Origin of the sequence: Nonomuraea soli (assembly GCF_013761175.1) — a bacterium.
Classification (GTDB): Bacteria; Actinomycetota; Actinomycetes; order Streptosporangiales; family Streptosporangiaceae; genus Nonomuraea; species Nonomuraea soli.
Genome location: NZ_JACDUR010000010.1, coordinates 287,371 through 300,528, shown reverse-complemented (window position 1 = coordinate 300,528; position 13,158 = coordinate 287,371). Strand labels below are relative to the sequence as shown.

General features: G+C 70.7%; 12 protein-coding genes. 3 read left to right on the top strand and 9 right to left on the bottom strand.

Annotation, left to right across the window (positions count from 1 at the left end):
* Positions 1–6: 6 nt before the first annotated feature.
* Positions 7–1,707, top strand: coding sequence for a hypothetical protein (locus HNR30_RS42945; RefSeq protein ID WP_181615961.1), 1,701 nt, complete (start codon positions 7–9; stop codon positions 1,705–1,707).
* Here the strand turns inward: HNR30_RS42945 and HNR30_RS42940 are convergent.
* Entirely contained in the window at positions 1,634–2,053 is a 420-nt protein-coding gene (locus HNR30_RS42940) for a winged helix-turn-helix transcriptional regulator (RefSeq protein WP_181615960.1), read from the bottom strand. The genes HNR30_RS42945 and HNR30_RS42940 overlap by 74 nt on opposite strands.
* 77 nt (positions 2,054–2,130) lie before the next feature.
* Here HNR30_RS42940 and HNR30_RS42935 point away from each other — a divergent pair, with 77 nt between their 5' ends.
* A complete protein-coding gene (locus HNR30_RS42935) occupies positions 2,131–3,519 on the top strand; it encodes an MFS transporter (protein ID WP_181615959.1) in 1,389 nt (462 codons plus the stop codon).
* 12 nt (positions 3,520–3,531) lie between these two features.
* On the opposite strand, the gene HNR30_RS42930 is transcribed toward HNR30_RS42935, so the two are convergent.
* The 6 genes from HNR30_RS42930 to HNR30_RS42905 form a co-directional block, all read right to left on the bottom strand.
* Positions 3,532–3,711, bottom strand: a complete 180-nt coding sequence (locus HNR30_RS42930) for a hypothetical protein (RefSeq protein WP_181615958.1) — start codon at positions 3,709–3,711, stop codon at positions 3,532–3,534.
* Between the two features lie 87 nt (positions 3,712–3,798).
* A complete protein-coding gene (gene guaA / locus HNR30_RS42925) occupies positions 3,799–5,346 on the bottom strand; it encodes a glutamine-hydrolyzing GMP synthase (RefSeq protein ID WP_376771784.1) in 1,548 nt (515 codons plus the stop codon).
* A 51-nt stretch (positions 5,347–5,397) separates the two neighbouring features.
* Positions 5,398–6,228 (bottom strand): SDR family NAD(P)-dependent oxidoreductase, encoded by an 831-nt coding sequence (locus HNR30_RS42920; protein WP_181615956.1) that lies wholly within the window; start codon positions 6,226–6,228, stop codon positions 5,398–5,400.
* Between the two features lie 33 nt (positions 6,229–6,261).
* The gene (locus tag HNR30_RS42915) at positions 6,262–7,737 is read right to left on the bottom strand and encodes a DUF885 family protein (RefSeq protein WP_181615955.1); all 1,476 of its coding nucleotides are present in this window, start codon (positions 7,735–7,737) and stop codon (positions 6,262–6,264) included.
* A gap of 38 nt (positions 7,738–7,775) precedes the next feature.
* Complete coding sequence (locus HNR30_RS42910; protein WP_181615954.1) at positions 7,776–9,026, bottom strand: MFS transporter; 1,251 nt, start codon at positions 9,024–9,026, stop codon at positions 7,776–7,778.
* Between the two features lie 158 nt (positions 9,027–9,184).
* Positions 9,185–10,183 carry a LacI family DNA-binding transcriptional regulator gene (locus tag HNR30_RS42905; protein ID WP_181615953.1) on the bottom strand — a complete coding sequence of 333 codons (999 nt, stop codon included), beginning with the start codon at positions 10,181–10,183 and terminating at the stop codon, positions 9,185–9,187.
* Between the two features lie 49 nt (positions 10,184–10,232).
* On the opposite strand from HNR30_RS42905, the gene HNR30_RS42900 reads away from it, so the two are divergent.
* Complete coding sequence (locus HNR30_RS42900; RefSeq protein WP_181615952.1) at positions 10,233–10,931, top strand: alpha/beta fold hydrolase; 699 nt, start codon at positions 10,233–10,235, stop codon at positions 10,929–10,931.
* Here HNR30_RS42900 and HNR30_RS42895 read toward each other — a convergent pair.
* Both HNR30_RS42895 and HNR30_RS42890 read right to left on the bottom strand, forming a co-directional pair.
* On the bottom strand, positions 10,928–11,767 hold the full coding sequence (locus HNR30_RS42895) for an NAD-dependent protein deacetylase (RefSeq protein WP_312895042.1): 840 nt from the start codon (positions 11,765–11,767) through the stop codon (positions 10,928–10,930). The two genes, HNR30_RS42900 and HNR30_RS42895, sit on opposite strands and share 4 nt — an antisense overlap.
* On the bottom strand, positions 11,764–13,140 hold the full coding sequence (locus HNR30_RS42890) for a pyridoxal phosphate-dependent decarboxylase family protein (protein WP_181615951.1): 1,377 nt from the start codon (positions 13,138–13,140) through the stop codon (positions 11,764–11,766). The genes HNR30_RS42895 and HNR30_RS42890 overlap by 4 nt, the downstream gene beginning before the upstream one ends.
* Positions 13,141–13,158 lie beyond the last annotated feature (18 nt).

Genomic DNA, 13,158 nt, shown 5'->3' with positions numbered 1-13,158 from the left:
CGGATCGTGAGAACGCCGCTTGCGACGTTCGGCGCGATCCAGGCGATACTCCTCGTCTGGTGGGCCGCCTTCTACCCCGGCCTGTTCAGCCGCGACTCCGTCCTGTACCTCAGCCACACCATGGCCGGCCCGTGGGTCGGCGACCACTCGGTGCTCTACGACGCGCTGATGTGGCTCAGCTTCACCCGCACCGGCGACCTGGGCGCGCTCACGCTCGTCCAGACCACGGCGATGGCGGGCGCGCTCACCTTCCTCGCCCGGTCGCTCACCCGCATCGGCGCTCCGCCGCGGACCACGACGGCCGTCGCGATCCTCCTGCCGGTCCTGCCGCCGGTCGGCGCGTTCACCGTGGCGTTGTGGAAGGACGTGCCCTTCACGATCTGCGCCATCACCGTCGCGGCCGTCGCCTGCCGTGGCATGAACGGGCGCACGCTGCTCGGGCTCGCCGCCCTCTTCGCCGGGCTCGGGCTCTTCCGCGCCAACGGCTTCCTCGTCGTGGCCGTCGCCGTCGTCGTGCTGCTCCTGGTGATCAAGACCATGAGGGTACGGCTCGCGCTGGTCGGCGCCGTGGCCGCCGCCGTTCCGCTGCTGCTGAACAACCTGGTCTTCCCCTCGGCCGGCATCCAGGCGCCCAGCGCGACCTACGTCTACCACACCGCCTTCGGCGACCTGGCCTACGCCTACCGGCAGCACCCAGAACGTTTCGGCCACCAGGATGTGAGCGTGCTCGGCCGCGTCGCGCCCCTGTCGCGCTGGTGGGAGGGCGGCGGCAGCTGCGCGTCGATCAACGATCTCATCTGGCGGCGCGACTTCAGCTGGGAGCAGGCCGAGGCCAACTCCGCCGCCCTGCTCGACATGTGGCGGCGGCTGCTGCTGGAGCGCACCGGCGAGGTGATCGACGCCCGGCTGTGCCGCGGCGCGATCGCCTGGCGCGTGACCGCCGACCTGGCGCAGAAGGACGGCTGGACCTACATGTTCTCCAGGCGCGCCAACGCCGACGACTACGTCGGGCCGTACCAGGTCACCGACTTCCCGGGACGCGCCGAGGTCTTCACGCTGCGGCCGGCCGCGCAGTGGCTCAACCACGCGGTCAACGTGTGGCTGGAGACCACCTACCCGGTCGACTGGCTGATGTGGCGCGGGGCGCTGTGGGCCTACGTCACCTACCTGGCGGCCGCGCTGGCCGCCTGGGCCGCCCGCCGCAAGGCGGTGATCGCCGTGGCGGCCATCGTGGCGGGGCAGCAACTGGCGGTGCTGGCCAACATCTCGGCGCAGGACTTCCGCTACATGGCCTCGCCGATCGTGGTGGGGGCGCTGGTGCTGCCGCTGCTCGTGGCCAGCGTCCTGCGGCTGGTACGGCAGGCGGCGGCCTCCGCTGGAGCGGCGGTACGGCGAAACACTGTGTCTCGGGACGGGGAGCAGCCCACGCTGGCGCCCATTCCGCGACCGGCACCCGAGAGGGAAGTGGCGCCCGTCGCGGTGGTAGCGGCGCCCCCGGACCCGGCACCGGCCCCCGCCGTCAGCCCGCATCGGTGGCAGCGGCTGCCCATCACCGGCGGCTTCGTGTGCGTGTGGCGCCCACCGGCCGCCGCTCGCGCGAGGCGCACCACGCCGGCGCCCCGCCTGCGCGTCGTCAGGAGGCTTGCCGTGCGTCGTAGTCCTCGCGCGAGCGAGCCACGCAGGCACTATGCCGCCGTGACCAGTTAGTCAGCACCAGCATCGCCTCGTAGAGCTCCAGCGCCATCGGCGTGGCTTCGTACTCCACCTTCGGCGGCACGGTCGGGTACACCGTGCGCTTGAGCAGCCCGTCTCGCTCCAGGTGCCGCAACGTCAGCGTCAGCATGCGCCGGCTGATGCCCTCGATGAGCCGTTCCAGCTCCGTGAAGCGCATGGGGCCGCGGGCGGAGGCGACGATGAGCTGGATCGCCCACTTGCCGCCGATGGTGTCGAGGATCTCGCGCGGCGGGATCGGGCAGTATCCGGCGTCGATCAGCGCGTCGGCGTCGGCACGGCTCCTGAGCTCGGCTGGTACAGCGGTGTGCCTCTGGGACATGAAAGTGCCTTCTTCCGGGAGACCTCGATGGTCACACATCATGGCCGCTGTTACAAAAGGTGTCCTTAGGAGTCCCCGTGAGAAGCAAGTGGAGCGCGCTGGCCCTGCTGGCGGCGACCCAGTTCGTCCTGATCCTCGATCTGACCATCATCGGCATCGCGTCGCCGCCCATGGGCCGGGAGCTGGGCCTGACCGCCCAGGACCTGTCGTGGATGACCACCGCCTACTCCCTCACGTTCGGCGGCCTGCTCCTGCTCGGCGGCCGGCTGGCCGACCAGCTGGGCAGGCGCCGCGTCTTCATGGCGGGCATGCTGCTGTTCGCGGCGGCGTCCCTGGCGGGCGGCCTGGCCGGCGACGGGGTGGTGCTGATCGCGGCGCGTGGCGTACAGGGGCTGGCGGGAGCGCTCGTCGCGCCCGCGGCGATGGCCCTGGTGATGACGACGTTCAAGGACGACCCGGCCCTGACCAAGGCGCTGGGAGTGTGGGGCGCGGTCGGCGGCGTGGGCGGCGCGGCGGGCGTGGTGCTCGGCGGCCTGCTCACCGACGGGTGGGGCTGGCGCTCGGTCTTCTTCGTCAACGTGCCGGTCGGTGTGATCGTCCCGGTGCTCGCGCTGGCGGTCCTGGCCGCCGATGTCCGTACGGCACGCGGCGGCGGGTTCGACGTGGCCGGGGCGGTCACCTCCACGCTCGGCCTCGGCCTGCTGATCTACGCCTTCTCGGAGTCGTCGCTCCCGGCCGGGGTCGTGGCGGTGATCCTGCTGGCCGCCTTCGTCGCGATCGAGGCGCGCTCGGCCGGCCCGCTCATGCCGCTCGGCATCTTCCGCAGGCCGCTCCTGCGCGCGGGCAACGCCGTGATGTTCCTGGTGGTCTTCGCGATGCAGGCGGTCTTCTTCGTCCTGACCCTCTACACGCAGCTGATCCTCGGCTACAGCGCCACCGAGTCGGGACTGTCGATGGTCGCCATCGCGGTCACCATCGCGCTGACCGCCTCCCTGCTCGGCGGCCGGTCCGTCGCCCGCTTCGGGCTGCGCGCCACCGCCTCGACCGGCATGGCCTTCATCCTGGCCGGCGTCGTCTGGTACACCACGCTCGGCCTCGACAGCACCTTCCTGACGGGCCTGCTCGGCCCCGAGGTGCTCACCGGCTTCGGCTTCGGCCTGCTGGTCGTCGCGGCCACGGTCGCCGCCACCGCCGAGGCCTCGCCATCGGAATCGGGGCTCGCGTCGGGCCTGTTCAACGTGACGCAGCAGGTGGGCATCTCGATCGGCATCGCCGTCCTGATCGCCATCGCCTCCGCCCGCACCGGCGGCTCGACGGCTCCCGCCGAGCTGATGGCCGGCTACCACGCCGCCTTCGTCGCGGCGGCTGTCGTGATCGCCATCGGCCTGGTGGTGTCGCTGACCCTGCTGCCGCGCAAGGGCGCGCAGGCGGCGCGGCCCGAGGACTCGTTGCCGGTCGGAGCCTGAACGCCCGGCCCCTCAGCTACCTCTGCTGCCCTTCATGGCGCCGATCAGGACGACGGCGGCGAAGGCCAGTAACGCCACCACGCTCACCGCCATCGCCCAGCGCACCGCCAGGTAGAGCCAGCCCAGCACGGCTCCCGCCACGGTGAGGGCGGCGGCGGCGAACAGCAGCAGCCAGGACAGGATGTTGCGCATGGCCCCTCCTTCGCCGGAGGTGTACCCGCTGCCCCGCCAGATATGGGGATCCCGGCCCGCGGACCTGTTTCGCCGGCCGGGCGGCCCCTACTCCCACTCGATGGTGCCCGGGGGCTTGCTGGTCACGTCGACGACGACGCGGTTGATCTCGCGGACCTCGTTGGTGATGCGCGTGGAGATGCGCGACAGCACGTCGTACGGCACGCGCGCCCAGTCGGCGGTCATCGCGTCCTCCGAGGTGACCGGCCGCAGCACCACGGGGTGGCCGTAGGTGCGCCCGTCGCCCTGCACGCCGACCGAGCGCACGTCGGCCAGCAGCACGACCGGGCACTGCCAGATGTGGCGGTCGAGCCCGGCGCGCGACAGCTCCTCGCGGGCGATCGCGTCGGCCTCGCGCAGGATCTCGAGACGGTCGCGGGTCACCGCGCCCACGATGCGGATGCCCAGGCCGGGGCCGGGGAAGGGCTGGCGCCACACCATGGCGGCGGGCAGGCCGAGCTCCTCGCCCGCGCGGCGCACCTCGTCCTTGAACAGGGTGCGCAGCGGCTCGACGAGGGAGAACTGCAGGTCGTCGGGGAGGCCGCCGACGTTGTGGTGGGACTTGATGTTGGCGGTGCCGGTGCCGCCGCCCGACTCCACCACGTCGGGGTAGAGCGTGCCCTGCACCAGGAACTCGACGGGGCCGTCGGCCATGATGGCGCGCTGCTCGTCCTCGAAGACGCGGATGAACTCACGACCGATGATCTTGCGCTTCTCCTCCGGGTCGGTCACCCCGTCGAGCGCCTTCAGGAAGCGGTCGGAGGCGTCGACCACGCGCAGCTTGACGCCGGTCACGGCGACGAAGTCGCGCTCGACCTGTTCGGCCTCGCCCTTGCGCAGGAGCCCGTGGTCGACGAAGACGCAGGTCAGCCGGTCGCCGATGGCGCGCTGCACGATCGCGGCGGCGACCGCCGAGTCGACGCCCCCGGACAGGGCGCAGATGGCCCGGCCGCCCTGGACCTGGTTGCGGACCGCCTCGACGGCGTCTTCGACGATGTTGAGCATGGTCCAGCTGGGCCGGCACCCGGCGGCCTCGAGGAAGTGCTTGAGCACCGCCTGGCCGTGGTCGGAGTGGAGGACCTCGGGGTGGAACTGCACGCCGTACAGACCCATCTCGGGGTGCTCGAAGGCGGCGACAGGGGTCTCGGGGGTGGAGGCGGTCACCGTGAAGCCGATGGGCGCGGCGGCGACGGCGTCGCCGTGGGACATCCACACCTTCTGCTTGGAGGGCAGCCCGGCGAACAGGACGCCCTCGCGGGTCACGTCGAGGTCGGTGCCGCCGAACTCGGCGGTGCCGGTGCGCTTGACCTCGCCGCCGAGCGCCTGGGCCATGACCTGGAAGCCGTAGCAGATGCCGAAGGTCGGCACCCCGGTGTCGAACAGGCCTTCAGGGGCGGCGGGCGCGCCCTCGGCGTAGACCGAGGAGGGTCCGCCGGACAGGATGATCGCCTTGGGCTTCTTGGCGAGCATCTCCTCGACCGGCATCGTCGAGGGGACGATCTCGGAGTAGACGTGGCACTCACGGACCCGCCTGGCGATCAGCTGCGCATACTGCGCGCCGAAGTCGACTACGAGCACCGTGTCAAATTCAGACACCGAGAAGACCCCCAAGCAAGGCGAATGCGGTGCCCCAAGTGTATCGGCGCGCTATTCGTAGAGCGGCAACGGTGGCAACTTCCCCTCCAGCAGCGCCTCGGTCTGCTCGCGCAGCCCCTCGCCGTAGCCGGGATGGGTGAAGACCAGGAACCTCTCCTCGCGCACCGCTTCGACCGCGATGGCGGCCACTGTGGCGGGGTCCATGCCTCTCTCCACGATGCCGTCGATGATCTTCAGCGAGTCGCCTTCGTCCTGGGTACGGCTGGTGGACAGGTCCGCCGGCCGTACCCGGTCCGACCTGTTGATCCCGGTCTGCACCCCGCCGGGGCACAACGCCGTCACCTTCAGCTTGGAGCCGACCATCGCCAGGTCCTGCGCCAGCGACTGGGAGGCGGCGAAGGCGGCGTACTTGGTCACCGAGTAGGCCCCGCTGTACGGCGCGGCGAACAGGCCCGAGATCGACACGGTGTTGACGATATGCCCCTCGGTGTCCTGCTCGATCATGCGCGGCACGAAGGCGTGGATGCCGTGGAGCACGCCCCACAGGTTCACGCCCAGCAGCCAGGCGAAGTCGTCGGGGTCGCGCGTCCACATGTGACCGCCCTGGAAGACCCCGGCGTTGTTGCACAGCAGGTGCACCGCCCCCAGCTCGCCGAACGTGCGGTCGGCCAGATGGTGCACCGCCGCGCGGTCGGAGACGTCGGTCACCTGGGTGAGCACCTTGGCGCCCTCGGCCATGGCCTGTGTCCGGGCCAGCCCGGACGGTTCCACGTCGGCGAGCATGAGGGTCATGCCCTCGGCGGCCAGGCGGAGCGCGAGAGCCCTGCCGATCCCGCTCGCCGCGCCGGTGACGACGGCGACCTTGCCGGAGAGCTCTCGCATCCATGCCTCCCAAGCGCACGCTTGGGATCGACGTTAGAGGATCCCGTCGAGCAAGCCAAGCGGCGGTGATCCCAGATCGAGCATCGCCTTGTGGAACTGCTGCAGCGATCCGGGGTACCGGTCACGCAGATCCATGATGACCAGCTTGCCCCAGGTGTAGCGGCCGTAGGTCGGGTCGAAGCTGGCACGCCTGGCCTCCGACAGCGCCGCCGGTCCCGCCAGATGCGTGTCGCTCTCGAACCGGCGCGCGCCGTCCTCGACCGTCATCTGGCCGGTGTGCACGCCGATCGCGCAGGCCAGCCTGGTCACCCGCAGCAGGGCCTCCAGCCAGACGCCGATCTCGAAGCGCGGGTCATCGGCCTCGAAGCCCTGCTCGACGCAGAGCTCCTCCGCGTAGTGTGCCCAGCCCTCGGCGAACGACATGGAGTGCAGCAGCCTGCGCACGTCGGAGCGCGCGTGCCGCAGCGCCCTGCCGTGCGAGAAGTGCCCCGGCGCGACCTCGTGCACGTTGATCGCGGGCAGGGTGGTGTCGCTGAAGACCTCCAGCCACTCCTCCTGCTCGTGCCGCGGCCAGCTCGGGTCGGGCGGGGTGATGTGGTACCACGACGGGCCGTCGGGCTCGCCCGGCGCGTTCCAGCTCATCATCGCCATGCCCCACCTGCGCGACTCGGGCGCCAGGCCGACGAGGCACTCGCCGTCGTGGTAGGGCACCAGATCCTTCTCGCGGGTGAAGGCGATGGCCTTCTCCGTGCCGATCCTGGCCGCCTCGATCACGCCGTCGGCGTCGGGATGCCGCTTGACCAGCTCGCGGGCGACGTCGAGCGGGTTCTCGCCCTTCCTGCCGAGCTTCTCGCACCCTTCGGCCAGCCTGGCCATCAGCCGGTCGCGCTCGGCGTCGGCGCGCTCGGCCAGCCTGCCCAGGTCGACCTCCAGGCCTTCGCTCGCTCCCATCAGCCTGGCCAGGGCCGGTCCGCCGAGGGCCGCGTCGGGCGAGCCCTCGGTGGTGGCCCGCTCGACGTGCTCGACCAGCTCGCGGTGGGCCTGGAGGGCCTTGTCGTCGGTGATCCCGGCGCCGAGCCCCTTGACCCCGGCGAGCAGGGAGGTGGCGACCGGGGCGCTCAGCTGGTCGAGCGACTCGATCGCGTGCCGTACGGCCTCGGGCCACAACGCCAGGTGCCGGGCCCTGGCCTGCTCGCGCTCCTGTGCCGGGGCGTAGTCGCGGTCGTAGCAGGCCAGGTCCAGGTTGCTCACGTGGATGAGCGGGTTCTTACGGTGCAGCTCCAGCTCACCCAGCTGGACCCGCAGCGCCTCCTCGAAGACCTTCAGATGGGCGGCGTCGTGCGCGTCGTCGGGCTCGTCGCCCTGGCCCAGCCCGGCCAGGCCCGCTCTCACTCCTGACGGGGACAGGTCCTGGATCTTCCCGTCGTATTCGTGCCGGCCGCCGTACTCCCTGGCGTCGGAGGCGATCAGATCCACCACGGCCCGCAGACGGGCGTCGAGTTCGGTCATGGTTCCTTTGTACGACACGCGCGGGATGATCCAAGGAGCTACCGCACGCCCTTGATCTTGACGACGGCGAACGACGCGATGAGCGAGACCGCGATGCCGACATAGAAGAGCGTCGTGTAGCCGCCCAGGTTGAGCACCAGGAACGCGGCGATGGAGGGCGCGAGGATCTGGGGACCGGCGTTGGCGATGTTGATGACGCCCATGTCCTTGCCCGCCTCGGCGTGGTTGGGCAGGACCTTGGTGATCAGCGCCAGGTCGACGGCCATGAAGACGCCCAGGGCCATGCCGTGCAGGATGTTGTAGATGATCATGCCGTTGAAGGTCGGCATGAACAGCGGGACCGCCAGGGTGACCGCCGCGGCCAGGCCGGAGATCAGGGCGAAGAGCTTGAAGCGGTTGACCCGGTCCGAGATCGGGCCGATCACCATGACGGCCACGATGGTGGCGACCTGCCCGATGAGGGCGAGGATGCCCATCTTCGAGATGACCTCTTCGCGCGGGATCTTGATGTAGTCCTCGAGCAGGAAGAGGTTGAAGGTGAAGATGACCATGTAGCCGAACATGATGCCGAAGCGGCCGATGAAGGCCCAGCGGAAGTCGGCGCTCTTCATCGGCCGGACGAATCCGGCCATGAACTCGCCGAGATCGAACGGCTCGCGCGGCAGGCCGGCCGACGACTTGTCGGGGCTGGCGAAGACGATGAGCAGCGCCGCCACGGCCAGGACCGCCATGATCAGGTAGTACGCGCCCCCGGCCGCGAGCTGCGGGAAGGCGATGAACAGGCTCGACATGACGACGGTGCCGATGGGCACGCCGAAACCGACCAGGGCGGAGAAGGTGCCGTAGCGGTTGGCGGGCACCCGGTCCGGCATGATCGCGGTGATCGCCGCCTGGTAGCCGTTCATGATCATCTGGACCACGGCCCAGCTGACGCCCAGCATCAGCACGGTGCTCGCACTGGCCTGCACGGCCAGGGCGATGATGCCCACCGCCACGCAGGCGAGGATCCAGGGGCTTCGGCGGCCGAAACGGGAGCGGGTGCGGTCGGAGATCTGACCGAAGATCGGGTTGGCGATCGTGGCCATCAGCGGGCCGATCGTGTTGGCCAGTCCCAGTGCGGCGACGCTGTTCTCACCGGTGATCCGCTGGACGTGCACGGGGAGCACGAATCCTCCGATGCCCATCCACAGCATGAAGAGCGCGATGTTCGCCAGGGGCAGCGTCAGGTACAGCGGGCCGAGCCGGTAGCCGGCCTCGGCGGAGGGGGTTGCACCCTGCACTTGGGTCATAGGGGTGACCTTTCCTGATCAAACGTGTGGTGATACGTATCACCCGACGATTGCTCTGGACTGTAGGTCGCTGTGAAGGGGCTGACAAGACGCGCGGCCAAGTTGTTACCGCACAGCGGTTCGCCTGCCGTACACGGAAAACGCCTTCCCGGACCAGGTCAGGCGCTGTCGCGCACCACCAGGCGCGGCGCGAACAGGTCGACGACGGTGCCGTCCGCGGCCTCGCGCTCGCCCCGCACGATCTCGTCGAGCAAGGTCACCAGCTCGACGGGGTTGGCGGTCGGGTCGAAGTGCACGCTGGTCAGCCGGGGCCGCATCAGCGAGGCGATCGGCAGGTCGTCGGCGCCCACGACGGCCACGTCGTCGGGCACCCGCAGCCCGGCGTCGTGCAGGGCGCTGATCAGCAGCATGGCGTACTCGTCGTTGTAGGCGAAGACGCCGTCGGGCAGGTCTCCCCCGGCCACCAGCTCACGCGCCTCGTCCTCGGAGAAGGCCAGGTCGAGCCGGGCGGCGTCGGGCGCGACCCGGCACACACCACGCCAGCGGTTGGCGCCCATCACGTCGATGCCCGCCTCGCGCGGCACGATCGCGCCCAGCCGCCGGCAGCCGCGCTCGACCAGGTGACGGGCTGCCAGCTCGCCCACCTGCCTGTGGTCGAGGACCATCGAGGGCACCAGGGGCGACGGCTCGGAGCCGATCCCGAAGACGGCGCGGGTGCCCGACGACTTCAGCAACTCCACCGAGGCCTTGGTGAGCCGTTCGGAGTCGACGATGATCGAGACCGGACGCAGCGCCGCCCAGTCGCGCGCGGCGGCGATGCCCTTCAGCTTGCGCTCGCCGTAGTAGACCAGGGTGTATCCGGCGTCGTTCAGCGCGTCGCCCAGCGCGTCGAGCCACTCCTGGGCCAGCCGCCCGGTCCTGGCCATCGGCAGCGGGAGGAGCACGAGGCCGCTGTGCCCGGTGCGCAGCGCGCGCGCACTGGCGTGCGGCACGTAGCCGAGGCGTTCGGCCGCCTCGCGCACACGCTCGCGCGTCTTCTCGCTGACCCGGGCGTTGGGGTTGTCGTTGAGCACGTAGGAGACCGTCGCCTGCGAGACCCCTGCGGCCCGGGCAACGTCGACACTGGTCGGAGGCCGACGTTGAATGTCCTCAGTCACTCCTGTCATGCTATCAAGTGCTTATACGTATAAACGTTGGAGGCGTTCCGTGAAGCTCAACACTCGCGAATGGGGCCGGGGCGACCGGCTCGCCATCCTCATCCACGGCATCATGGCCGACTCGCAGTGCTGGTGGCGGGTGGGGCCCGCGCTGGCCGAACGCGGCTACCGCGTCATCGCCGTCGACCTGCCCGGCCACGGCCTGAGCCCGCGCGCCGCCGGCTACCCGCCCGAGCTGTTCGCCTCCTCCGTCGTCGAGACCCTGCCCGCCGCCCCCGACCTGGCCATCGGCCACTCCCTCGGCGGCCTGACCCTCGGCCTGGCGGTCGAGCGGCTGCGGCCCGGCCGGGCGATCTACTCCGACCCCGCCTGGCGCCTGCCGATCATGGAGGGCGGCGTGCCGCTCACCGACATGATGGCCGCGGCCGCCGCGCTGACCGGCGAGCAGATCGCCGCCATGCACCCCGGCTTCTCCGCCGACGAGGTCGCCGTCGAGGTGGAGATGCTCAAGCACTGGGACCCGCAGACCGCGCTGTCACTGAGCGAGGTCGCCGGATCCGACTTCACCCCCGCGCCCGTGGTGCCCTCGCTCGTCCAGCTCGCCGACCCGAGCTTCCTGGTCGCGCCGGACTACGCCGCCGAGCTCGCCGAGAAGGGCTTCGAGGTCCGTACGGTCACCGGCGCGGAGCACACCATCCACCGCCACCTGTTCGACGACTTCATGACGGGCCTCGACGGCTGGATCTAGGCGACTTCCCGCAACAGCCGGGTGAGCGTGGCGCCGAGCGGCGCGTCGAGCGAGAGCAACGCGTCGCCGTCGCCACGGGTCGGGCCCTGATTGATGATCGCGACCGGGATGTCGTGCTCGGCCGCCCGCCTGACGAACCGGTAGCCCGACATCACCGTCAGCGAGGAGCCCAGCACCAGCAGGGTGCCCGCGCACTCGGTCAGCTCGAAGCACTCCTGCACGCGCGGGCGCGGCACATTCTCGCCGAAGAAGATCACATCCGGCTTGAGCAGGCCGCCGCAGCTCTCGCAGTCGACCACCCGGAAGCTCGCGACCAGGGAATCCTCGACGGCCGCGTCACCGTCGGGGTTGACACCCGCGTCGCCGTCGGGAGCGCCCAGCATCGCCGTCCACGCCGGATTGGCCGCGCGCAGCCGCTCGTCGAGGCGCTCACGCCTCGAACGCTCCCCGCACGACAGGCACCGCACCCGGTGCAGGCTGCCGTGCAGCTCGACCACCTGCTTGGCGCCCGCCGCCTGGTGCAGCCCGTCGACGTTCTGCGTGATCACAGCCGAGACCAGGCCCCTCGCCTGCAGCTCGGCCACCACCCGATGGCCGTCGTTGCTGGCCGCCCGCGCGATGTGCTGCCATCCCAGATGGCTGCGCGCCCAGTAACGCTGACGGGCCGCGGCGCTGCCCACGAAGGTCTGGTAGGTCATCGGCTCGCCCTTGCGAGCGCGGCCCGTCTCACCCCGGTAGTCGGGGATGCCCGACTCGGTCGACAGGCCCGCGCCGCTCAGCACGACGACACCGCCGTCGGCGACCAGATCCACCAGCATGGCGAAGGCATGACTCACGCCTCCATGCTGCCACCAGGCGAGCCATGCTCCGCCACCGCGTCCAGCAGCGCTTCCAGGGTCTTGTCGTCGGTCGCCGGAGCCATCACCGTGATCCTCAGGTGCCTGACGCCGCCGAGCTCGGCCGAGGTCAGGTGGAAGCGGCCCGAGTCCATGAGGCGCTCCCGCAGCAGAGCCTGGTCGCCGGTGCCGTACCTGAAGCAGACGATGTTGCTCTCCGGCTCGTACGGGAAGACGAAACCGGGCCGGTCGCGGCCGAGCTCCCAGAACCGGTGCGCCGTGCCGTACTGCGCGGCCACGTAGTCGCCCAGGCCACGCTCGCCGCGCCAGGCCAGGTTGAGGAAGATCTTCAGGCCGAGCTCGGCCTTGGTGCACTCGACGGTGCGGTTGATGAGGTCGAAGCCCTGGTCTCCGTAGAACAGGTAGCTGGCCTCCTGCTGGAAGGCGGCATCCAGGTCGCCTTCACGCCGCACGAGCACCGCGGCGGCCAGCGCGGAGGTGCGCAACATCTTGTGGGCGTCCCAGATCACCGAGTCGGCCAGCTCGATGCCGTCGAGAAGGCCGCTGTGCTCCGGGCTAAGCAGGGCCGAGGCGCCGTGGGCGGCATCGACGTGGAACCAGATGTCACGCTCGCGGCACCACTGGCCGATCGTGCGCAGGTCGTCGTGCAGGCCGGTGCCGGTGGCGCACGCTCCGGCGACGAGCGCCATCACCCTCTTCCCCGAAACATCGGGGAGCCTGCCGGCGTCGATCCGGCCGAGCTCATCGGTCGCGAGCGGGACGATCGCCCGCTGCCCGAGCCCGAGGATGGACACCGCTCGCGACACCGAATAGTGCGCCGACGGCGGCGCCAGGACCACCAGATCCCCCGGCACCCCTTCGTCCCAGGCATCGGGTACGGCACGCGCCCTGGCAGCCAGCATCACCGTCAGATTGGCCAGCGAACCGCCGTGCGTGAGCACGCCTCCGCCCTCGGGGAAGCCCACCTTGCCCAGCATCCAGCGCAGCACCTCGAACTCGGCGGTGGCCGCCGCGGCGCCCATCTCGTAGATGGCCATCGGATTGTTCGTCGCCCCATGGACGAGGTCGGCCAGCGCGGCGGGAAAGTCGGGCGAGGCGGTCTGGTGCGCCAGGTAGGCCGGGTGATGCAGCCGCGTGCCCTCGCGCAGGAAACAGCGCAGGAACTCGCGGAAGGCGTCGGGCGTCATCCCGCCCTCCGCGATCCACTCGCGCAACCCGAGCAACCGGGCCAGCTCCCCCGGCGGGCGCCTGGCCAGCACCGGGACCGCTCCACGCTGGCTCTCGTCGACATAGGCGGCCAGTTCCTCCACCGCGATCCCGGCCGCTCCGACGAACTCCTCGATGTTCCACATAGCAAGCAATATGCGTGA